This window comes from Paraburkholderia sp. SIMBA_030 (genome assembly GCF_046535245.1).
GTDB lineage: Bacteria > Pseudomonadota > Gammaproteobacteria > Burkholderiales > Burkholderiaceae > Paraburkholderia.
The window spans coordinates 364,770-385,976 of sequence record NZ_JAWRXB010000001.1 but is presented as its reverse complement, the minus strand read 5'-3'; the positions used below and the strand labels follow the sequence as shown (position 1 = coordinate 385,976).

The 21,207-nt window shown below is 62.0% G+C and carries 21 protein-coding genes and 1 pseudogene; 15 read left to right on the top strand and 7 right to left on the bottom strand.

The window, feature by feature from the left end:
• The first annotated feature begins 12 nt into the window (after positions 1 to 12).
• The 3 genes from SB772_RS01665 (at position 13) to SB772_RS01655 (ending at position 2,676) form a co-directional block, all read left to right on the top strand.
• A complete protein-coding gene (locus SB772_RS01665; protein WP_410831542.1) occupies positions 13 to 675 on the top strand; it encodes a TetR/AcrR family transcriptional regulator in 663 nt (220 codons plus the stop codon).
• 71 nt (positions 676 to 746) lie between these two features.
• On the top strand, positions 747 to 1,682 hold the full coding sequence (locus SB772_RS01660) for an HTH-type transcriptional regulator ArgP (protein WP_410831541.1): 936 nt from the start codon (positions 747 to 749) through the stop codon (positions 1,680 to 1,682).
• Positions 1,683 to 2,301: 619 nt separating this feature from the next.
• Complete coding sequence (locus SB772_RS01655) at positions 2,302 to 2,676, top strand: EAL domain-containing protein (RefSeq protein WP_410831814.1); 375 nt, start codon at positions 2,302 to 2,304, stop codon at positions 2,674 to 2,676.
• A 582-nt stretch (positions 2,677 to 3,258) separates the two neighbouring features.
• Here SB772_RS01655 and SB772_RS01650 read toward each other — a convergent pair.
• From SB772_RS01650 to SB772_RS01635, 4 genes are all read right to left on the bottom strand, one after another.
• Positions 3,259 to 4,557 carry a sodium:solute symporter gene (locus SB772_RS01650; protein WP_410831540.1) on the bottom strand — a complete coding sequence of 433 codons (1,299 nt, stop codon included), beginning with the start codon at positions 4,555 to 4,557 and terminating at the stop codon, positions 3,259 to 3,261.
• A complete protein-coding gene (locus tag SB772_RS01645) occupies positions 4,484 to 5,437 on the bottom strand; it encodes a fatty acid desaturase (RefSeq protein WP_410831539.1) in 954 nt (317 codons plus the stop codon). The genes SB772_RS01650 and SB772_RS01645 overlap by 74 nt, the downstream gene beginning before the upstream one ends.
• 650 nt (positions 5,438 to 6,087) lie before the next feature.
• Complete coding sequence (locus SB772_RS01640) at positions 6,088 to 6,300, bottom strand: hypothetical protein (RefSeq protein WP_410831538.1); 213 nt, start codon at positions 6,298 to 6,300, stop codon at positions 6,088 to 6,090.
• A gap of 137 nt (positions 6,301 to 6,437) precedes the next feature.
• Positions 6,438 to 6,875, bottom strand: coding sequence for a helix-turn-helix domain-containing protein (locus SB772_RS01635; protein WP_410831537.1), 438 nt, complete (start codon positions 6,873 to 6,875; stop codon positions 6,438 to 6,440).
• Positions 6,876 to 6,931: 56 nt separating this feature from the next.
• Between SB772_RS01635 and SB772_RS01630 the strand changes: the two genes are divergently transcribed.
• The 12 genes and pseudogenes from SB772_RS01630 (at position 6,932) to SB772_RS01575 (ending at position 16,790) form a co-directional block, all read left to right on the top strand.
• The gene (locus SB772_RS01630) at positions 6,932 to 7,267 is read left to right on the top strand and encodes a DNA-binding protein (protein WP_410831536.1); all 336 of its coding nucleotides are present in this window, start codon (positions 6,932 to 6,934) and stop codon (positions 7,265 to 7,267) included.
• A 67-nt stretch (positions 7,268 to 7,334) separates the two neighbouring features.
• A complete protein-coding gene (locus SB772_RS01625; RefSeq protein WP_410831535.1) occupies positions 7,335 to 8,213 on the top strand; it encodes a ParA family protein in 879 nt (292 codons plus the stop codon).
• On the top strand, positions 8,210 to 9,982 hold the full coding sequence (locus tag SB772_RS01620; RefSeq protein WP_410831534.1) for a chromosome partitioning protein ParB: 1,773 nt from the start codon (positions 8,210 to 8,212) through the stop codon (positions 9,980 to 9,982). Before SB772_RS01625 ends, SB772_RS01620 begins: the two co-directional genes overlap by 4 nt.
• Positions 9,983 to 10,170: 188 nt before the next feature.
• Positions 10,171 to 10,644, top strand: a complete 474-nt coding sequence (locus SB772_RS01615) for a hypothetical protein (protein ID WP_410831533.1) — start codon at positions 10,171 to 10,173, stop codon at positions 10,642 to 10,644.
• Positions 10,625 to 11,134 carry a hypothetical protein gene (locus SB772_RS01610; protein ID WP_410831532.1) on the top strand — a complete coding sequence of 170 codons (510 nt, stop codon included), beginning with the start codon at positions 10,625 to 10,627 and terminating at the stop codon, positions 11,132 to 11,134. Before SB772_RS01615 ends, SB772_RS01610 begins: the two co-directional genes overlap by 20 nt.
• Entirely contained in the window at positions 11,131 to 12,741 is a 1,611-nt protein-coding gene (locus SB772_RS01605) for a hypothetical protein (protein ID WP_410831531.1), read from the top strand. The genes SB772_RS01610 and SB772_RS01605 overlap by 4 nt, the downstream gene beginning before the upstream one ends.
• A gap of 179 nt (positions 12,742 to 12,920) precedes the next feature.
• Positions 12,921 to 14,027 (top strand): PFL_4669 family integrating conjugative element protein, encoded by a 1,107-nt coding sequence (locus tag SB772_RS01600; protein WP_410831530.1) that lies wholly within the window; start codon positions 12,921 to 12,923, stop codon positions 14,025 to 14,027.
• 134 nt (positions 14,028 to 14,161) lie between these two features.
• Positions 14,162 to 14,527, top strand: a complete 366-nt coding sequence (locus tag SB772_RS01595; RefSeq protein ID WP_410831529.1) for a hypothetical protein — start codon at positions 14,162 to 14,164, stop codon at positions 14,525 to 14,527.
• A 129-nt stretch (positions 14,528 to 14,656) separates the two neighbouring features.
• The gene (locus tag SB772_RS01590; RefSeq protein ID WP_410831528.1) at positions 14,657 to 15,280 is read left to right on the top strand and encodes a single-stranded DNA-binding protein; all 624 of its coding nucleotides are present in this window, start codon (positions 14,657 to 14,659) and stop codon (positions 15,278 to 15,280) included.
• 89 nt (positions 15,281 to 15,369) lie between these two features.
• The gene (locus SB772_RS01585) at positions 15,370 to 15,801 is read left to right on the top strand and encodes a hypothetical protein (protein WP_410831527.1); all 432 of its coding nucleotides are present in this window, start codon (positions 15,370 to 15,372) and stop codon (positions 15,799 to 15,801) included.
• Between the two features lie 272 nt (positions 15,802 to 16,073).
• Positions 16,074 to 16,301: a hypothetical protein gene (locus SB772_RS01580; protein ID WP_410831526.1), complete on the top strand. Its 228-nt coding sequence runs from the start codon at positions 16,074 to 16,076 to the stop codon at positions 16,299 to 16,301.
• A 205-nt stretch (positions 16,302 to 16,506) separates the two neighbouring features.
• A pseudogene (locus SB772_RS01575) lies at positions 16,507 to 16,790 on the top strand (HU family DNA-binding protein).
• A 9-nt stretch (positions 16,791 to 16,799) separates the two neighbouring features.
• Here the strand turns inward: SB772_RS01575 and SB772_RS01570 are convergent.
• From SB772_RS01570 to SB772_RS01560, 3 genes are all read right to left on the bottom strand, one after another.
• On the bottom strand, positions 16,800 to 18,065 hold the full coding sequence (locus SB772_RS01570; RefSeq protein ID WP_410831525.1) for a conjugal transfer protein TraB: 1,266 nt from the start codon (positions 18,063 to 18,065) through the stop codon (positions 16,800 to 16,802).
• 268 nt (positions 18,066 to 18,333) lie between these two features.
• Entirely contained in the window at positions 18,334 to 18,687 is a 354-nt protein-coding gene (locus tag SB772_RS01565; RefSeq protein ID WP_410831524.1) for a DUF3085 domain-containing protein, read from the bottom strand.
• 135 nt (positions 18,688 to 18,822) lie between these two features.
• Complete coding sequence (locus tag SB772_RS01560) at positions 18,823 to 21,120, bottom strand: SNF2-related protein (protein ID WP_410831523.1); 2,298 nt, start codon at positions 21,118 to 21,120, stop codon at positions 18,823 to 18,825.
• Between the last annotated feature and the right edge of the window lie 87 nt (positions 21,121 to 21,207).

Here is a 21,207-nt window from a genome sequence, read left to right as displayed (position 1 = left end):
GATTCTTCCAGGATGACGACATCGACGTATTTAAGGGCGCGCTCTGCCGAGCAGAAGGAGGAGCGCCGGCAACACCTGCTTGACACCGCCAAGTTACTGCTGCTCGAAATCCCGGACGTGCACGACTTCGGTATCAATGAGCTGGCGCGGTGCGCGCAGATGACGAAGTCGAACGTGTATCGATACTTCGAGAGCGGCGAAGCCGTTTTGCTCACAGTGCTCGTTGAGGAGTTCATGATCTGGCACGCAGAGCTCCGCGCAGCACTAGGCCGAGGGGCGAGACGTCGGGGAACCATCGAACACATCGCGCGCGCGTTCTCCGCGACGATGGCAGCGCGCCCGCTGTTGTGCCGACTCACCAGCGTCTTCCCGTCGATTCTCGAGCGCAATGTCTCCGCCGAGCGCATGGTGGGATTCAAGCATGGGCTGCTGAACATACGAAAGGAGACGGCGCTCGACTTTCATAACTGCATGCCCTCTATCTCCCCATCCGCGTTCGAGAAATTTATTCACCAGTCACTGCCGTTGCTTATCGGACTCTGGCCGCTTAGCAATCCCGGCGAGGTCGCGGCGCAAGTAATGGCGCGCCCAGATCTGGAGGCGCTGCGCTACGATTTTCGGCAAGATCTGGAAGAGGGGCTGCTGATGCTTCTGCGTAGTCGACTCAGCGAGTAACCGGCAGATGATCTCTCGCCTGCGCAACGGCGCTGTCGCATTACAGACGGATTTGTTATAGATACCTATGCATGTTCAAGAAAGAGGACACGACGTTGAACATGACCGAGCTTGAGACGTTCGCCGCAGTGGTGGAGTATCGCAGTTTTTCGCAGGCGGCCGCTGCACTAAGCATCTCCTCTGCTGCAGCAACACGGCGGGTCAAGCGGCTCGAACGGTCAACGGGGGCTCTGCTCCTGATCCGTGAACCGACGGTGATGCCGACGCAGGCAGGTGAAAAAGTTTATCGTCATTTCGTGTCCATTCGGCTTCGCGAGGACGATCTACTACGGGATATCGACCCCGGAAGAGCCGGGACGACTGCGCTGGCTCTCGCAATCAATGCTGATTCCCTTGCAACCTGGTTCGAGCCGATTATGCGCGAGCTGGTCCAGCATCACGTGGAGCTTGAGGTTCTAGTCGATGATCAAGATCACACGCTTGATGCGCTGGCGCGCGGAGACGTCAAAGGCTTTCTTTCGACGCAGAGGGAGCCAGTCGGTGATCGTTTCGCGGCTGAGCCAGTCGGACAGATGCGCTATCAGTGTGTCGCCTCGCCCGGGTTCTCCAGCGAATATTTCGCGCACGGCCTGGTCTTGCCCGGCGTGCTCAAGGCACCAGCCATCCTGTTTGACCGGAAAGACAGGTTGCATGACGAATTTCTCAGATCATACTTCGATACGACCATAGGCAGGTATATCAAGCACTATTTGCCTTCACCGTCGGCGCTGCTCAATGCGATCGTCGATGGCCTCGGGTATGGCCTCGTACCCGCGATGCAGGCAGAGCCGCTCATCACGGTGGGCAGCCTAGTTGCGCTCGCCCCAGATCACGACGTGATGATCGATCTGTACTGGCATCACTGGGAGGAGGAGCCCGAGTCGCTCGCGAAGATCAGTGCACTGGTGATGGATGCGGCACGCCGAAGCCTGGTTCAACCGATCCCGAAGGGGGAGGAGGACAGTTGACGAGCGATTGCCGCATGGTGTCGGGACGCTTCGTGTTGGGCTCGCACGTAGTACAGGGGATCGGTGGTGCATTAATGGTGGACGTAGCGTATTCATCGGTCCGATGCCGAAGAGTGAATTCCTTCGCCTCATTAATCGGCTCAGCCTAACAACCGTCGCGCCCGTGATAGCGCCACTGCGCGGCGGCTTTATCACCATGTATCCAATGTGTCGGCTGATCTTCACTATCAACCCGATCGGTTTGTTGAACATATACCCGCGCAACCTTGAAATCGCCAATGCGCCGGAGCCTGGTATGGCGACAGGCTCACATTGAACGAAACGTAGATAGTTGTGGCAGGCGCGGGAAGGTCATTGAGAACCATGGTTGCCGATTGGCTCGCTCCAAACCCGGCAAGAGGGTTCAGAGTCAGTCATGTTGGAAGGTCCGGTCTTGGCCGCCACGTTTGCGTCGTCTCGGACATGGAGCTGAATCAAGGGCGATGTTCTTCTATCGTCACAGGGATGGAAAACGGTGCATTTATCCGCCGGAGCATGAGGGGCCGGTTATGCGGCTGACAATGTCTACTGCTGATTGCAAAACCTGAAACCAGGAAAGAGTAGAGAACTGATTGTCCGGATGGCTGGCGGCGAGTCCGTCGCTCTTTGCGACCGTTCGGCGCACCGAATTATCAAATTGATGTCAAAGGCGTTAGTTCTGTCCGGGGACACCTCACACATTGGAGCCAACGCGGGAATAGCAACCGACCGGAAGCATGGAAGCACGCGTCCAGAACTGCTGGTCTGCGCTGGCCGCTTGCGAGTCGAGTATCAGCCAATCGCCGAGGTCCGGGACGGTTCAGTCGCGAATCGGGACGCCTTTGTGCGCTGGCGACACCAAGCCTGTGGCGTACTCTTGCCGGCCGCATGCATCCCGATCGCGGACCGCACCGGTCGAATCGCTGCATTGGGTGAGTGGGTGTCGCGGAGATCGCGAAACAGCTTGAGTTCCTGAACGCCTGCTGATGCACCCACGTGCAAGGCTTCCTTCTTGTGCGACGAGTGTGAGCCGATTCAATAGCCCGCATCGCCGGCGTCGTGCACGACGCGAGATAGCATTACGCGGCTCCCACGCCGGGTACCATGACTGTGCCGCATCCGATAATACCGCGACGCTCCTGCAGCGCCTGACATGGCGGCGTTCAGGACATAGCCTGGCGTTAGCAAGGCGGTTTGTGCGGGACTTGGTCGAAAGATCCATGCGCGCGAAGATGGCACAACGTGCGTGCGCTCCGGTGATCGTGGACGGGAAGCGCGAGGCGATTTATCGGAGTAGACGACTGTCGCGCAACTGCTATCTGCCTGATCTCGATCCACCGAAACGACGAAACATCACCGAACAAGCCCTATCTTGAACTTTGCACGCAGTACCAGATTGGACTTCTCGGGGGAGATCGGCTGTCGCACTGCGCGCGGTCCAGCAACGCTTGCGGTCATTGCGCGGCGGCAGATTCGGGCTTGATACAAGGACGGTTGTCATGACACTGTTAGCGTGGCGCGTTTCGGACACTAGTTCAACCAGTGTGGCGGCTCACGGTCAGGGGCGGACGCGACGGAGAAGTGGGGCAAACCGCCATGCAACCAGCGCGCAGGCAGACGCGAGTAGCCCTGCCGGCAGCGGGAGCCAGCCAGGCAGATCGCCGACACCCGCCCAGTTCATCGCTGAAACGAACAGGGAGGCCCCGGCCCCGGACACCAGCATCCATGATGCGCAGCATGATGGGATTCTTCGTCCGGCTTCGTGAAGAAGGAACAGCAAACCGACGGCCGCAACGTAGACGGTGTTCAATGAAACGATGGTCGATATGATCGCCTGACCATCCGTCGCGATCGCGCATGCGGTGGCAGTGATCAGCACGCGCCACGCGAATCCATGGTGCTCATTTCCCTGTCGCAGACCCTCTAGAGCCGATGACATCGCTCGCGTGATTGCAGTTCCAGAACCCAGCGCGGCAAGCAGCATGACGCCGATGCAGACCATTCCCATCGGCCCACTGGTATGCAGCATGATCCACGGGATCGCACTCGCGGTATCCGTCAGGCCGGAGAGCTTGCCGGCATGAATCGCCGCAACAATCGTGGCGGCCGGAAGAAACCCGCTTATCATGAGAAAGAGACTTGCGAGCAAGCAGCCGACCCACGCATCGCGCGCCCGGCGTGCAGCGATGGCGAACTGTTGATAGTCCGATCCCGTGATCACCAGAAATCCGACCGCTGCGATGGTCACCAGGGTATCTGCTCGCGGCGCAGCGCCGGCCTCCTGGATCAAAGACGGCCAGGCACGCAGGTACACGTTGAGTCCATCACAGTAGACGAGCGCGCGCACAAGGGCGAAGTTTGTCGCCAGCAGGCCGCATGCGAAGAACATCGATGCCATGCCTAGCTCAATGGACGACATGACCAGCAGCGCTGCAGCGACCAGCGTCAGCGAATGCGTTGGAGGAAGTCCCACCGCGACAAGCACAGCGATACCGCCGTGGATCTGCGCGGCCAATACGCCGGACATCCACACAAGCGAGAGGAGCGCCACCAGTTTACGTACCACTAGGCCGTAGCGTTCACCAAATACGTCCCAGATGAGTTGGCGTCCACGCCAAAGCGTCGGCGCGGCGAGCGCGAGCACCAGCATCCCGAGAGCTGTGACGATCGGATACAGGCTCCCCAGCATGCCGGCACGAACCGCTATCTCGCCAGAGCCTAGCAAAAACGCGACACCATAGCTTGCCGAGACGAGCAAAGCGGCGACCTGAACCGCCCCGAGATTACGCTGCAGCATTTTCGCCTCCATGAACTTCCCATTCACGCACGACTGCATCAGCGCCACGAAAATACGCATGGCAGACTTTCGCCGTCGCGGCGAAGGCTGGCATGGCCAGAAGCCCGCGTTGCGCATCAGGCAGGCGGTGATAGGGAATCGACGGCACCAGGTGATGCGTCAGGTGGTAGCCATTGTTGTGTGGGTGAATCACTGGCCGCCAGATGCTGCGCGCCGAGACGTCTCGCGTGTAACTAAAGATCCCGCCTTGCACCAGACCAAAGTGGTCGCACAGCTCACGAAACGTGGTGATCGCGTGAAAAAAGGTGGCCCTCGCCAGCACCCAGATGCCGAAGAAAAGCGCCGCCGCATGGATTCCCCGTGCAAGCGTCACGGCACCCAGCACGGCGGCCCACCATCCGGCGATGACGAAGCGCTGCGTCCAGCCGAGCCTCCGCACATGCAGGTGCCCGAACGTCGAACCCAACCAGGCCGCTGGCGTAAGCAGCAATTTGAAAAACGGCTGCCACCAGCCGTCGCGCTCGCTGGGCCGAATGGCGATGTAGTCAGGGTCGCGACGTGGGTCGCCGAGCCACGCATGATGACGGGCGTGCAGTTCACGATAGAGCGCAAGACTGTTGAAGAGCGCCGGCGCGATGAAAAGCACCGCGAGCGCATCGTTGAGCTTGCTCGAACGTGCGAAATTCCGGTGTGCGGCGTCGTGTAGCAGGTTGCCGAGCGCACGCTGCCGGTTGCCGACCCATGCAACGATCGCGGGCGTCGACCAGCATCCCAGACGATGCAGGACCAGCATGGCGACGGCGATGCTCAACCAGTCGAACACGATATCGACCATGAGGTGAATCACGTCGGGTGATGTCATGGCCTGATGAAGAGTATTCCATTCGGGGAACGCGGAGCGGATGAGATCCTGGTCGTGAATCACGGCGCGACTATTCATAGATACCTCCCATGGATTACCTCGTGTGGAACACCTCAGAACGAAACGAACACGTCGTCTGCGCCGCACGCGAATTGCATGGCACACAAACGGGTGGGAACACAACCAGGTTTTTGATCTTACGAAAGGAGTGCTGGGCTGATCACGCAATTGCGAAAATATTCATGCCGTTGCGTTTGCGGCAATCGGATGCGCGACGGGATGCGATTACTCTGAACCGCTTCAATGGCAACGCAAGGAAATGCTCCGGATAGCGGTGCGGATAAAACGCAATACGCCAGCGGGTTGTGAATGCGCGGGACGATGCAATGCAGAACTGAAAACGTCACGCGACGTCACGATACCTGACGCTGAAAATCAGGAAGAGCGCTGGGCGGACACCTGATCGCCCGCGCTACAGGGTCGATGTACGCTCATCTATCATGATGTCGTCGTCTGCATGTGCTCGGGATCACCCGGTGCTTCGCGATGAGGATGGTCGCCAGCGTCATTACGGGCGACTGCGGTAACGGAGCCGGCGCGGTTCCCCATAGAATGAGCGACGCGCGGCACCAGAGTACTGATGGTGCATACAGTCCGGAGAATCGATGGATGTGCAGCAGAAGTTCCAGGCATCAGCGCGGCCCGGGCGTCGAAGGGCGCGTGAGACGCTATGATGTTTCGCCATCGTCGGCCGGTTGCGTCGAGATGCGGATCTGCAATCTGGTGGGCGCGTTCTGTGGAATCGCGATGTCAAGCAGGAGATGCGTTTCGAGTGCCGGGCGATTCTTTGCGGCATGCTCGCATCTGGCAAGCATGGAATCCTTCTCGATCTCGATGGCGAGCTGATCCAGTTCCTTTCTGATTTCTTCCCGGCGACCCATGACTTTCTCCATGATCGGTAGCGATATCGCAGGCGTTTTCACGCGCGCGTCAAAAAGCGTTATGTTGGAAGAGTAATGTTGGGCCCTTGATCGGGGGCAAGATTGCAAAATTGTTCTCGTCGCTGACATGAGCGCAATCAGCGGGTCAGGCGACTGATGCGCGAGTCCTTCAAGATATGCTCGGCGCTCGCGCCGAGCAACTGGCACTGCTCGTAAAGCAGGCCAATCAGTCGCGCTTTTTTCTTCGCGTCGAGTGGCGCTTCAAGTCGTTGCTCGATCCGCTCGACGACGACGAGCACACCATCGAGCGTCTTCTGGTCGAGGCGATACCGCACATCGCGGTCCAGGATCATGTTGCCTTCGCTGGTCATCAGCCAGACCGGATCTACCGAAAACTGCTTGTACAGTGCGCGCAGCAGCTCGAGCGGGACCGCACGCTCGCCACGCTCGTAATTCGCATAGGCACGCAGCGATAGTCCTAGCTGTCGAGCCATCTTTTCCTGCGAGAGATCGAGATGTTCTCGCACCTGCGCGAGGCGCTGACGATAGTCCGCATGATCCGAAGTGCTTGACATGTATTCTCCGTATTCCTAGAGTGATTTTGTGCTTCGATTATAGGAACGTTTGAGTAATGGACAAGCTTGGACGTGCCTGGACAACACGAGTCGTCAGTGGACAGGCGCTATGGGCGCATCGAGGAGAACAGGTGACGAGCAGGCGGTTCTACACGCTGGAAGAGATCGCGCGCGAGCTGCATATTGCGCCGGCCACTGCCCGCAACCGTTTGACGCTCGGGCTGCCAATGCCGCCGTCGATCCGCGTGGGGCGCCGTCGTCTTTTTCCCATCGACGAGTATGAAAAGTGGATCGCCTCACAACTGATGCACTCCGGCGGAAACGAGGCCGGCGGGGGCGCCACTGAGGGTGCCGGTCCTGATCCATATGGGCCAGCTCACGATCCGACGTAGCTACGCAAATTCTGTTTTATTCACTGAATTTCCACTTAAGCAATGACGCTGTACTGGATATCCCACCGTGCCGGTTGTTATCTCCTTCGTCTCCACCAAAGGCGGCGTCGGTAAGACGACCGTTGCCGCCAATCTGGGCGGCCTGCTCGCAGCCTTCGGCCTGAAGGTGCTCGCGATTGATGCAGATGTCCAGCCGAGTCTAAGCAGGTTCTTTCCCGTCCATTACCGTTCACCGCAGGGCCTGAGCGCCGTTGTGACATCAGGCGGCAATCCGTCGGCCGACTGCATCAGTCGCACGATCTTCTCGAACCTCGATCTCGTCTATTCCGATACGCCTGATGCAGCCCTGCAGGACTGGCTCAACCGCCGCGAAGATCGCCTGATGATCCTGCGCCGCGCGATGCGCAGTCCGCTCGTCGAGTCCTATGACGTGGTACTGATCGATACGCAGGGTGCAGTCGGCGAACTGCAGAAGTCCGCGGCGATGGCGGCTGACGTCATGGTGTCGCCAGTGAAGCCTGACGCATTGAGCGCAAGCGAATTTGCTATGGGCACAATTGCGATGCTCGATGAGCTGAACCGGCTCGCCGACTTCGGCGAATTGTTCCGCTCCGGCGACCTGCTCGCGCTCATCAATGCGCATGAACGCACCACCAACGCGCGCGCGCTTGCCGCCGTGCTGCGGCAGCGGTTTGCCGGACACGCGAAGGTGAGGGTGCTTGACACCGTGATCCCGTCAGCCGCTGCGTACGCGGCTGCTGCAACCGCTCGCGTTCCCGTGCATGACTTTGATCGTCGCCGGCGGTTCGACAATTCCGCATGGAATGTGATGCACCGTCTCGCATGGGAACTGTTCCCGTCGCTCGCGAACGTTTATGCCGGGGCTTCGCGACATACGACCGCCGACATCAGGACCTCTGACATCGGGCGGGGGGCGGTTGCATGAGCGCCTTGGGAAAGCCACTCAGCAGGGCGCGCGAAGCGATTGCCGCGCGGCGACTGGATGTATTACCACCCGTAGCACAGACGCCCGAACCGCAGCTTAGCTCGGTGATCCGGCTCCGGATCCTCGATGTGATGGTCTACGAGCGCAATCCACGCCGCGCGTCGCACGATCGCCTTATTGAACTCAAGGAGTCGATCCGCGCGAACGGCATCGAGCAGATCGTGACCGTGACGCGCCGTCCCACGGAGACGCGCTACGTGGTCGCGAAGGGCGGCAACTCGCGCGTCATCGCGGCGACGGCTCTTTACGATGAAACGCGCGACGAACGCTTTCTCTACTACGACTTCGTCTACGTGCCGTATCCCGGCGAGGCGAAGCTGCTGGCGGCACACCTGCGCGAGAACGACCAGCGTGCGGACCTCTGCTTCTGGGACAAGGCCAACGGCTACCTCGCGCTTAAGGCCGACCTGGAGTCCGAGCGGGGCGAAGCGCTGTCGCTGCGTGAGTTCTCGCGGCTGCTCGAACAGGAAGGGGCACCGGTGAGCCACGTGCTGCTATCGCTCTTCCAGTTCGCGGTGGATCGTCTGTCCGAACTGGGACCCGCCACGGTGTACCTGAGCCGGCGAGCGCTCGTCGATGTGATTCAGCCCGGCATCGGCATGCTGCTGCGCCTCGCGAGACGCCTCGGCTTCGACGATCGCTGGATGCAGACGCGGGTGATCGATCCGCAACTGGCACGCATCGCCACTCACTGTCATCCGGATAACCCGGACGCGGCCGATGCGCTGGCGCAGCCCGCGCCGTTCGATGCCGCGCAGCTGATTGACGGATTGAGACAACGTCTTTCAGGTGAGCTCGGCGTGCCCCGCGATGCGTTCGAACGGATGTGTCTTCTGCTACAGCGCGTGCCGGATGTCGCTGGCGATGCACTACGTGAAGTCGGTGGCATACCGCTCGAACGACGCGAAACTTCATCGGTGACGTCCGTTGTCGAAGCGGATCGTGCATCGACAACCGCAGGTCCTTCGGAGCCGTCAGGCGAGGGTGCCGGCAAACATCCGCGCACGGTGCCGGCCGCGGACGAGACCGTTCCACGTCCGACCCTTGTTGGAGTATCACCGGGCGCGTCTCGCGCATCGACGGGTGGCCGGGAACGGGCACGGGATGACGCGTCCATCGTGATGGCCGACGACGTGCAACGGGACAGTAGGCAGCACGCGGCATCGCCTTCGCAGCAGGACGAGTTTTTCCGCGAGGCGGTGGTGGCTTTCACGCGGAGCTGCGGTCTCGATGGCTGCGTGCGCGATGCCCCCGCATTGCCTTACGGATTCATGGTCGAGCCTCCGCCGGCGGGCAGACCGCGCTTCTCGCCCGGTTTCTCATCCGGCTCGTCGCCCCAAGCCGATGCGCAGCACGACGAAGAGGTGCTTAACCGGTATCTCGGCTGGTGGTGGCTTGTGGCCCTGTCGCGGCAAAACACTGCCACCGGCGTCACACGCGTGCCGGCCGACAGCCGTTTCGCACACATGGCTCGCGACGAAGAGACGTGGAACCACACCTGTGACGCGAGCGTCGGCGAGCCATTGCTCGCCGACCGAATGGACGTGATGTTCGACGTGATGCTCAATCCGGATCACCCGATTGGTCAGTGGTGGGCGGAGGTCATTCGCGCGGCGCGCGCGTTCCGTGCCGCGTACCCCGAACGCTTTGCGCCTGCGCGCTGGCCCGAGCCAGGTGCCGACGAGCGGCTTCAGCGGGGAGGGGCGTGATGGATATTGCCTTCCTTCGGCTTGAGAGCGAAGCGATCGAGCGTTTCGTGCTGCTTGAGCTGATTGCGTGTGCTGGCGTGACAGGTCGATACGTCATTGCTGGAACTGAGGATAACGAAGTTTCATGTGAAACAGCGTCACCGCATCGGACATCGGTGACAGACCGGTTGCCGGACGGAATCCGGCGCGTGCTCGGCGACGCCCGCTCGGGCGCCCTTGTGCGCGATCTGCTGAGCGCAGGTGCACTGCATGTCTTTGTCGACACCGGTGCGTTGCAGCGTCGCTGCGAACTCATCCAGCGGCAGTGGCGCGATCAGGATCTGTTGCGCGCCTTTGTGGCGCGGCAGGCCAGTATCCCAATGATCCGCAGGTTTTTTCGCACAGCCACGCGCGCAACGATCGCGCATTTGCGCGCCGAACTGCATGTCGCTGCGCCGACGAAGCCGCGCGCGCTGTCGCGCTCCGACATGAATGCGCTGTTCGAGGCGTGGGTCAGTCTCCAAGGCATCGGCGACCTGCGCGAACGCTATCTGGCGGTGCATGAGCAGTGTGACGGGCAATGGTCACTCGCGACGCTTTTTGCGGCACTCGACGCGGACACCGAGGCCCTTGCTCCATCTTCTTCTCACCAGGAGTCTGACCATGTACGACATGCGACTTGATCCGCAGGGCAACCTGCTGCCCGGCAAGACCTGGGACGACTCTCCCGGACTGCCGCCCGCCGAAGCCGAAATGGTCCTCTCGATGCTCGACGTGCCGATCACCATCGACCGCTGTTTCGTGGAAATCTGCAGCGACCTCGCCGCGGCTGCCATGCTTACCGAACTGTCGACGGTCGAGAGCGAGACGGGACGCCAGCAGGTCTGGCTACGGATCGCCCCCAATGAGTTCGAGCGACGACTGGCGCTCACTGAGCCGCAGCAGCGCGCCGCACGGCGAGTGCTTCGGTCAAAAGGCCTGATCGCGCATCGCCGCAGAAAGATGCTGGCGACGGATGAGTTTCGAATCCTGTGGCCGGCCGTCGTCGCGCTACTCCAGCGCAAGGCCCGGGAGCGCACGGCCCATATTGTCTGGCCGCCCGCACGTGCCGACCGTCCGGCGCAGACGCAACAGGCTGAGCACCCCGAGCGGCCCGAGGAGATCGAATCATGATGCCCGGCTGCCATCCCTATATTATCGAGTTCGAGAGGATGTGGCCGCTACTGAGACCGCACCGGCCCATCGCTTTTGGTACACGCATGGCCCGCATTACAGGACATCCGAAGCAGGCGCTGCTACTCTCGCAGCTCGTCTACTGGAGCCGACGCGGACGCGACGTCGAGGCCAACGGCGGTTGGATCCACAAGACGCGCGAGCACTGGCTGCTTGAGACGGGGCTGTCGCGCGAGGAACAGGAAAACGCGCGGCGGCGCTTGCGGAATCTGAATCTGGTGAGCGAATGGAGGGGCGGTCAGCCTGCGCGCATGCATTACCGGCTGGAAGTGGAAGCCATCTCGACCGCCGTGCGCTCGACCTGTCCAATGGCCGTGGAGCTTCCTGCATCAATCGAAGCCATGCGGGCGGACCCGTTCTCTGGCGACCTGTTGCTGGGTCCGACTGTCGCGTACCGACGCATCTTTGTTGATCTCGTCAGCAGCGTGAATGCCGCGCTGCTGCTCTCGCGCATGGTGCAGTTACAGCGCCGCGAGGCCGATCGGCAATGCACCTGGTTCACGCACACGGCGTGCGACTGGCAACGCACGCTGGGACTGAACAGGCGTCAGCTGGAGAACGCCCGAGCACGGCTCGTGAGGCAGGGGCTGATCCGAGAGTTCACGCGCCAGAGCACCGGCCGGCGTGTTTTCACACAGGTTAATGCGGGCGAACTCAAGCGCCAGCTTGAACGGTTGCTATCGCGCGGCGATATGCGCGAGCGGCTCGCGACACGCAGGCGCCTCCTCGCGCAGACTGTGCATGAAGAGAGCGGGCTTGCAGCTGCAGCGCTGCCAGAAGCTGTTACCCCGAGTAACAGCCGGCCGTTCGCCATTGAAGTTCATGCGCCACACCTGCTTGCCTGCGCGGCGGCGCGCCCGAAGTCGCCAACCGGAAGTCTCCGGCTGCATGTGGATCCGCCCGCGGTGACGCTGCAGTTGGCAGGTTTGATCCACTACCGATGGCGGGAAACGCGCGTTCCAGACGCGCGCGTATACCAAGGGATTACATACCGGACTACAACGACCGCAGGCCCAGCGATCTCGACCGGCGAGACGCCGGCCCCCGTTGTGGCGGGGATCGACTGTGGTGCCGATTCTCGTGCCTCGCCGGTATTGCACATATCCGGTTCAAATGACGTCGGCGCGCTGGTCTGGCCAGAAGTGGTGGCCGCGAACGACCGCACGCTGATTGCCTCGCATCTCGCACGGATTCCTGCTGCGGACCGGCAGATGCTGCTTGACGAGATGGCGGCAGGCCACCGGCACCAGCCAGTGCAGTTGCCCGTCGCGTACATCGCAGGGCTCGTGCGTCGCTACGTCGCCGGCGCGTTCATCCCTACCAAAGCGCACCTCGAACGCGCGGCACGCAGGCGGGCGATCCAGGGTGAGAGCGGGAGCGCTAGGTCAGCGCTCTCAGGTGGTGCGACGGATCCGGGCCCGTCGACGCCTGAGACGGCCCGCCGGCATTTGACGGCGATCCGCGATGCCCTGCGCGAACGGATCGCACATCGGCCTGCGCGTCATTCGGCACGCGGGGCGGCCAGTCAGGAGCGCGCTCATGCGTGACCGGCTCCATCGCCCCCACGAAGCACGCCCGCAGACCTGCCCGTGCGCGTATTGCGCGCTGCTGTTACCCCGGGTAACAGCAGTTAGCTGGTCCCGACCACATGGTTGCGTGTTACCCGGGGTAACAGCGCTCGCGGTCCCCTCACTGTCTACGGAATGCCTTCTTCAAGGAGCCTCTCATGGGCACATCATTCGCCGGTTCGTCCACCGTTCAGATTGCTACATCGTCCACCGCGATCGATCAGTCCGTCGACGCTTTTTCGCGCTCCCTGGCGTCGCCGTTTGCCGACGGTTATGACCTCGATACGGAACGCGCTATCCTCGCGCACCTGATCGCCGACGGTGATCCGGATCCGGCCGATCCACTGTTCGGACGCTATCAGCTGTTGCTCGAACGCGAGGAAGCGCTGAATCATATGCGCGAGGCGCACTCGCTGCGACAGGGCAGCGATCCGCTCGTGCGTCCGCATGAGGCACAGGAAATCAGCCGCATTGGACAACTGGGTAGCGATGGCGCGGACCGCATGCGGCTGCACACGCGCGACGCCATGCGGCTATTTCTTGGCCGCTCCGTCGTGCCGGGCGAGCAGGCGCCTCAACACCGCCCCATGGCGGGCGGGCGGCGTGTCGCGGCGGCGCTGCGTGCGTTGTGGTCGCTCTCGGGCAACGACAACCCTTATGCGGACTGGAAGCTCATCGAGATCGCGGATCGCATCGCCGGTATCCGGCGCGCGAACGAACTCGAGCAGCAGCACGCCCGTCAGCTGCTGGATGCCGCACGCGAGAAAGGTCTCGAGTACTCCGTGCTGCAATCGCGCGAACCAGCGCAGGTTTCACTCGGGTTCGGCTCGCCGTACGGCTACATGATCGTGATGCTGCTCGTCGAGCTAGATTACCTGGTGCGCCTCGTGCGTTCCGCGGTGCTGCGTGACCTGCTTTCGTCGACAGACGGCTTTCGGCGCATCGGTTCCGCGAAGCATCGTTGCCTGTCCGTGTTCCATTTCGCGGTGCACTGCCAGCGGGTCCTCACTCGCGCCGAACTGCTGCCGCTTTCGCGGGTCGACTTCCTGCCGAACGCGGATGCTGCCGCACGCCAGCGCATTGAAGCAGCCCGCGCGCTGCTCGGTGCATTGCCGCGGGACGTCTTTGCCGGCACACGTGAACCGCGCCACAGCCGGCGGCGCGTGAGCCGCCTGTCCGACGCGGAGCTGCGGCTGCTGGATAGTGTGCCGCTGTCCGGGGACGGCGCGGTCCCGGAAGCTGCGGCAGCCGCATTGGTCCAGTGAGGGCTGCGGCAATGACTGACCGATCTTCATATCTGGATCGACGTTCAAAGGCCTTTAAGGGTAAGGGAGCCGGCACGGCTGGACCGGTGACAGCGCTACCCGTATCGAGGATCGCGGGAGACGCTGGCATACGCGTGCTGCTACGGTCGTATGAGCACTGGCTCGACGAGACCGTGACCGAAATGCAGACGCTCGCCTTGGATAGCGCGACTACCGGGATCGATGTGTCGCTTCGCTGCGTGCGCATTGCACTGGCGAGCGGGGCGATTCGTCATCGGCTCGACTGGTTCGTCCGCGGCGAGCCTCATGCCGTTTCCTGGCCGCGCGTCAAGGGCTGTTTCAATCGCGTGCCGGCGCCCCTGCGCACGTATCTGCAGGAATGCAATGCGCGCGCAAAAGAGCTCAACGCGCTGGAGTCGGTGTTTCGCTATGCGGCGAGCCAACTCGCCATGTACCTGGAGCACGGCACGGTGAAGGTTCGGCGGACCGACGACAGTTGACGCAAGCGCGGAGACTCGGTGCGGTGCGATTGGATTGCAGGGCTGACGCAGAGCGGCCGAACACGGAGGCAAGGCAGTGCACAGCGCGTTCGACTCACCGGGGCAATCCCTTGATGAACGGAGTGAGCAATGGGCATCTATGCAGAACTGGTCGGCAACGTGCTGGCGGTGCCGACGATGAAACAGGTTACTACCGCCGGCGGCGCACGGCGCATTGTTGAACTGCGCGTCATGTCCGCCAGTTACCGGCGGCTTGAGGACGGCACGCTGAAGCAGCGCGAAGAACGAACCTTTCCGGTCGACGTGACCATCTGGAACGAGCGTCTCACCGAGCGCGTGCTGCAGCACGTCCGCACGGGTGCCAGCGTCGTCGTGCGCGGCGACTTCTACGTGAGCCCCTGGGTCAACCGCGACAATGAGGCGGACGCCGGCGCTCATATCGACGCGGAGTCTATCTCCCTGAATCTCGTTCGCATCGACCAGGTGGTGTACCGCCCACGCCAGATGCGCGAGGGTGATGGTTCCGGTGGGCCTTCGCAGAATGAGCAGGAGGAGCATGACGGGCAGGAAGACGGCCAGGGTGGTGATCGCGGTGAGGGCTGGCCAGCGGGTCCGGCCGGTGGCGAATCGGCGCCGTCCGCGCCGGGTGCCGAACCGAGGTCGCCGTCGGACAACCCGGATTCCGGCATGGCGTCCTCCGGCCAGTCTGGCAGCCGGCGTTCGCGCCGCTCGGCGGGGGCCGCGACCCAGTAGTTCGCGCCGTCATCGATGTCATGGGCCGGCACCGTTTGCCGTGCGTTCGCCGCGTATGACATCGGTGCGTCGGTATGGCGCAGGAGGACATGGAAATGATGGATATCACCTGTACGGTCATGCCGGACCTCGAGGAGCACCGGATGTTGCGGGCGCTGGCGTGTGAAGGCGTGGCCGTTGCACACCGTGGGCCATACCTTGCGCGGTTTCACGGATGGCTCGTCCAGGTCTCGCGCGATGGTCGCTACGGTGAAGGTTGCATGGCTCCGGTGATGGTGGAGATCCGATGCCGCCGTGGCGGACTGCTGGAGCGCATCTGTCTGCTCGCGAGCGACTGCGCCGACGGGAAGGCAGCACGACGAGACGACTCGCTGGCGCCAAGACCCACTGGCACGCCCGCGTGCAGCATCAGGTTTCTGTTTGAGTCACTGCAGACGTTCCCCGCAGAGCGTGCCGGCGCTCTGGCCCGGTTGGACCTTGCGGCCTCCTTGCCAAGGCGCAAATCGCAAGCTCGCGATTAGTGCCTAAGCCGCGGCATGTCCGCGGTGATGATGCTGGCCGCCGGCGTCGTCATCGTCGTCGCTGCAGCGAAGGAGCGTGACGATGACGAACGCTGATCGGTTAAGGTTCCTTCATGTCCGCACCTTCGGCATGCGCAACTGCCCTTCGAGGGATATCGGCGTCTGCTACGCCTGCACCGTCATCCCGTCTTTCCCGGAATCATTCCCTCATCGGCTCATGGAACGGGTTCGGGCCGTCCCCTGCATCGACATAAGCGTGATACGTGACCACCATGTCGCGCGCCTTGGCGGCGATGGTGCGCAGACGCAGGCGGCTTGAGCGTGAACTCGGAGGGCACGTCACGTATGGGATCGAACATAACCTGATGCGCGATCGCGCTGCCCAGACGCACGAACATCGACCGGCGAGACTCGCCGTACAGCACGCGCTCGACGTTCCAATGGCTCGCTACGTGCCGATCAGCTCGATGCGTGCCACTCCGCCGATTGCCGCTCGTTGATGACGCGGACGGTCGATGACTGTGAGTATGTGCAAGCCAGGGTCACCAGCTAGCCGTGTCGGTTCTGCCGAGCTGGCAGGCAGGGCTTGCGCGGCTTGTTGTCTTCAGGGTACGGTACGCGGGTTGTATTACGGTAGCCGCCGTCCATGTAGCGGTTTTTGGGAACGTATCAGGCAGTCTGATACACCGACAGAGGAAGAATTTCTTGAACAAACACGAACTGATTGATGCAGTGGCGTCGACCACGGGTTCGAGCAAGGCCGTCACGGGAGAAGCCATTGACGCGGTGATTGACGCGATCACGAAGGCTGTGGTGAAAGGCGATGGTGTCCAGCTTGTCGGCTTTGGTTCGTTCAGCCAGCGCAAGCGCGCTGCTCGTACCGGCCGCAATCCTTCGACTGGCGAGACGATCAGCATCGCCGCCGCAAGACTGTCAAATTCGCCGCTGGCAAGGCGTTCAAGGATGCGGTGAACGGCGCGCGCAAATAACCCGCTGCGCTAACGGTTCGTGGCGCGCAGCAGCGGCACACCCGCCATGCGGGCCATGGATTCGATGGACTGTTGCTGGATGCGGGCGAGTGCGAGGTCGGCGTCGAACCAGCCGTTTGACATGCTGACGACGACGTCGGGCCGCTTGAGCAGCATTCGCCAGTGAGGCCACCAGAGCAGGTCCTCGTAGCACAGCGATAAGGTGACCCGCTGGCCACCGATCATCAGATCGGGCTGGTAAACGCTTCCTCGTGTTGCGCTGGTTTGCGCGCCGGGTCGCCACAGGGCGACCGGTACCGGTTGCCGGCTGTCGAAACGGCCATGCCCGGAGCCAGCGACGACCACACTGTCCGTGTAGCGGAGCGGTACGGTTGACGTGACAAGATCCGTCCCGATGATCAGCGTCTGTCCCGCGGCGCGCATGCGTTCGATATCAGCACGCCACCACAAGGTCATGGCCGGGCGCCACAGGCCGGCAATCTCTTCGGGCAGAATGGCCACGGTTGCACCGCTGGCGAACGCGTGTCGGGCGATCGCCTGAAGCTGCGTGGTCCGTTCGTAGAGCGACGGGTAGCTCGACTGGTCGAAGCGACCGAGTGCCGTATCGACGGCAAGCCATCCGGCAGGCGGGGAACGGGGTGGCTCCTGCCAGTGTGCCCAGCCAGACAGGCCTGCGAGCGCAGCCCATGCGAGCCATGTCCTGGGCCAGCATGGCCGCGTGGCAGCGGCGCAAAGGGCGGCCATTCCGAGGCCAATGCCCGCGAGTCGCCAGCCCGCATACAGGGTACTCGCCACGTGCAGCGGCGACAACCATCCGATGATGCCAACAGGTGGGAGCGTGGCAATCAGCGTGGCGAGCATCGCGCGCCATAAATGACTGGAACCGGATGCGGCCGAACCGGGTTTGAGCACGGCCCAGGGCATCGCAAGCCCAATGGCCTGCAGCAGCCAGAAGGCCAACCCGAACACGAGAGCCATGGGCCGTGCGAGCTCGTGGTAGCCGGTGAAGAAACGCTCACATACGATCGGGATGTCGCGTGCGCCGGCAAGGTAGTAGGTGACCCAGAGCACGAAGGCAGCTGTCCGGCCGCGCAGCCTCGACCATGCGGCCGGCAGGGCCAGCAGGGTGATTGCATCGTTTCCCGGATACCAGGCCAGAACGGCCACGGCAATTCCCATGCAGGCTGCAAACAGTGAGTTTTGTAGGTGTGAGGCGCGCGCGGACCGTGTATGCACGGCGCGCGGCAACGACAGGAATCGGGTTTTTCGCATCATGGGCAGCACGCGGTAACGGGAAGTCCCTCGATACGAGGGGACTTCTGGCAATGTGACATGTCGAATCGCGCGCTGCTGACCTGCCAGGCCGGTTGGATTGCATTTTGCACCGGCCTTGACGTTCGATGAAGTTTTCAACCTGTATGTTAGACATTCGCAGGTAATGGCGGGGCACCTGGTAGGGATGGGACAAGAAAATACCCCTGTTCTTCGAGAACAGGGGCAGCGTTGCTGCCTTTACCACTCCCGTCGGACCGGATGAGTTGAGCTATGCATCAGGCTTCACTGCATCGACATAGAGCTGCCTTGCGTCCGCCCGGATTTCCAGATTCCATCCGTCGTCAATGACACGGTCGAAGATGGCGGCGTCATGATCAAAATATTCGGCGAAGTCATCCCCGCCGAATTCAGCGCGTGCACGGTCCCACCATTCGTCGAATGGCACAGTGTCGGGATTGCATTCAACGGCATACGCAATGAGCCGCGGCGGGCCGTTTCCTGTCGCGTTACCCTTTTCCGACATCAAGTAGACGCCGTGGTCCTTGACCAGCAGGACGTGGCAGGCGTGCAGGCGGGCTTCAACGAGCACCGGGCGTAAGTCCGAAGCAAGAAACTGAATCATGGTGGATACCTCCATAGGTTTCAGGAAAATGCGAAGCCGGGTTGCCGACCCAATGAGCGGGCATTGGCAGCTCCGCCATCCGATGTGATGGATGCGGTCTGAACAGCGATCAGAAGTCCAACTGATCATTCCGGGCTACTCCTGATTCACGAGTTGTCGCGCGAGCGCGACTTCGATGCTTTCCCCGCCCTGGTTCAGGATGTCGAGACCGGATTCCGGCATATCGCCGGAAGTGGACTGCGAGACGGCGATCTTCTGCGCCATCAGCTTCAGACACCGCATCTGCGTGGTGGCCTCGTAAGCAAGAAATCGCACCGTGACGTCGTGCGTCTGACCGATACGCCAGCTGCGGCGTGCAGCCTGTTGCAGCGTGTAGGTGTTAAAGCCCGACTGAAGAAACGCGATGGTCGGGAATTCGAGCAGATCGAGTCCGGTCTTGACGAGTTCCGGGTTCGTGATGATGACCTCGGCACCGCGTTCGAGCTGGTCGGCGACCCAGTCCTCGCGCTTTTCCGCAGGGACGCTCGCACGAAGAACCGATGCCTTGACGCCCATTGCATCGAGAAGATTCTTCAGGCGCACCGACGTATCGCGCGTACCGGTATAGGTCGTGTAGACCAGCGTGCGCCGGCGATTGAGCAGTTCGCCGCGCACGAGTCGCAGCAACGCTTCCTCCTTTGGACCCGGCTGGTCGTCGCGCAGCAATGCAGGCACGCTGGCGAGGATCCGTTTCGTGCGCGGATGACGCACGATTTCAGGCCGGAAACAGCATTCCGGCCACGCGAGCAACGCGTTGAGCACGACGCCGAGCAGGCTTTTGTCGCCACAGCGTAATGCGGCGCGCAATTCCGATGTCAGCGTCGATTCGAGTGTGCGATAGGCTGCGGCCATCTCTTCAGTCAGTGCAACCGGCAGCAGCGATTCGTCGTAAGGCGGCAGCACGTTCTGGCCAATCTGCGAGAGCTTCAGGAAGGCGGTATACGGCACGACGTACCGCATGATGCCCTTGGGACCGAAGCCGGGACCTTTCACCGTCGAAACGCTCTTCCGGTCACCCTTCGCCGTGCGATGCGAGCCTTCATCGACCTGCCTGTGAATATCGATGAGCACGCCATGCTCGCGCATGAAGGCCATCGTTGCGGCGGCCATCGAGCCGTTGCTGTTGTAGTTGAAACCGTCCTCGATCAGCATGGCCGGGTTGAGGCGATACAGCAGGTGATAGAGGTCGTCCGCGTAGCCGCCCATCAGTGTGCCGGTGAGCAGCAGGGTTTTCGAGGCCTTGCGGGCCAGCACCCCCATGGCCTGTCCCTGGGCGGAGTTTTCGTTTTTATACTCGTGGCCTTCGTCGGCGATGAGCAGACCAAAGTAGCCCTGTGGCAGATAGCGTTTGATGAATTCCGAGGCCTGGTAACCGCCCTGTCCGAACGAGATTTCAGTGTGGGCCAGGGCCCGCTCCATGCGCTTCGCCTGCCGGTCCGAAAACACGAGTTCGCCGCTGTCGTCCATCAGGTTGATGAACTCATAGAGGTTGTCCTGCAGCATGTCGGCCAGCATCGATTCGCCGAAGCGCGAGAGCAGCCGCTCGGCAGTTTTCTCGCCGACGGTCGGCATCTGCAACAGCGCGGCCTTCACCAGCTCGCGCATCGATCGTGTGCCCTGGCCTTTTGGCGCGAGGGTCCACAACCGCTCACCACAACCGCACGCACGACGCTTTTCGTTGAGGGCGGTGCGAGCCAGGGGCGGCGTCAGTGGATTGCCGTCTTCATCGCAAACGAATTCGCCGCATGAGGGGCAGCAGGCAAACACGCGCGTGAGCGCATCGGTCTCCATGTTAAGCGTCGCGACGCGGCGCGCAAAGGCGGGCTTCCAGTCGAAGCCCATACGCATACGCACGCGACCGAGAATGAAAAATTCCGGCACCGCCGGCTTCGAATGCATGACACGTAGCTGAAGCAGCTTGCGCAGCGTGTCGGGGCCGTTGAGAATCCAGACGCGTGCGCCCGGTGCCGTCGTTTTGATTTCACGTCGCCATTTGTAGACGAGATGCGGTGGCGCGATGACGAGCGTGCGCGGATAGCCGGTGTGATGCAGCAGGACCGCAACGCCGATACCCATCAGGGTCTTTCCCGTGCCCATTTCTGCATTGATGACGCCACCTGGCGCGTGCTGGGTCAGCAGGGTTGTGATTGCGTGAATGACCTCGCGTTGCGCTGGAAACGGCTGGCGCAAAAGTACATCCAGCAGCGCATCCCAGCGTTGTGGGCGCTGGCCGTCATAGATCGACGGGTTTCGTTGGCGGACAGCGTCAAGCAGTCCTGCACCGAAGTTCGATATGAAATCCGGCAGGGCAATCACGTCACGAGATTGATCGCCGCTCACCAGATCGTCGTCGGTGGTGCTGCTGTCGACGACAGCGGATTGCAGATTTTCCATGATGCGTCTCCATAAGACGCGGGTCGCACGGTCCCCTGGCGGGACGCGTGATTCCCGCAGGTTGGGGGGATGTCGAGAGCCGCAGGT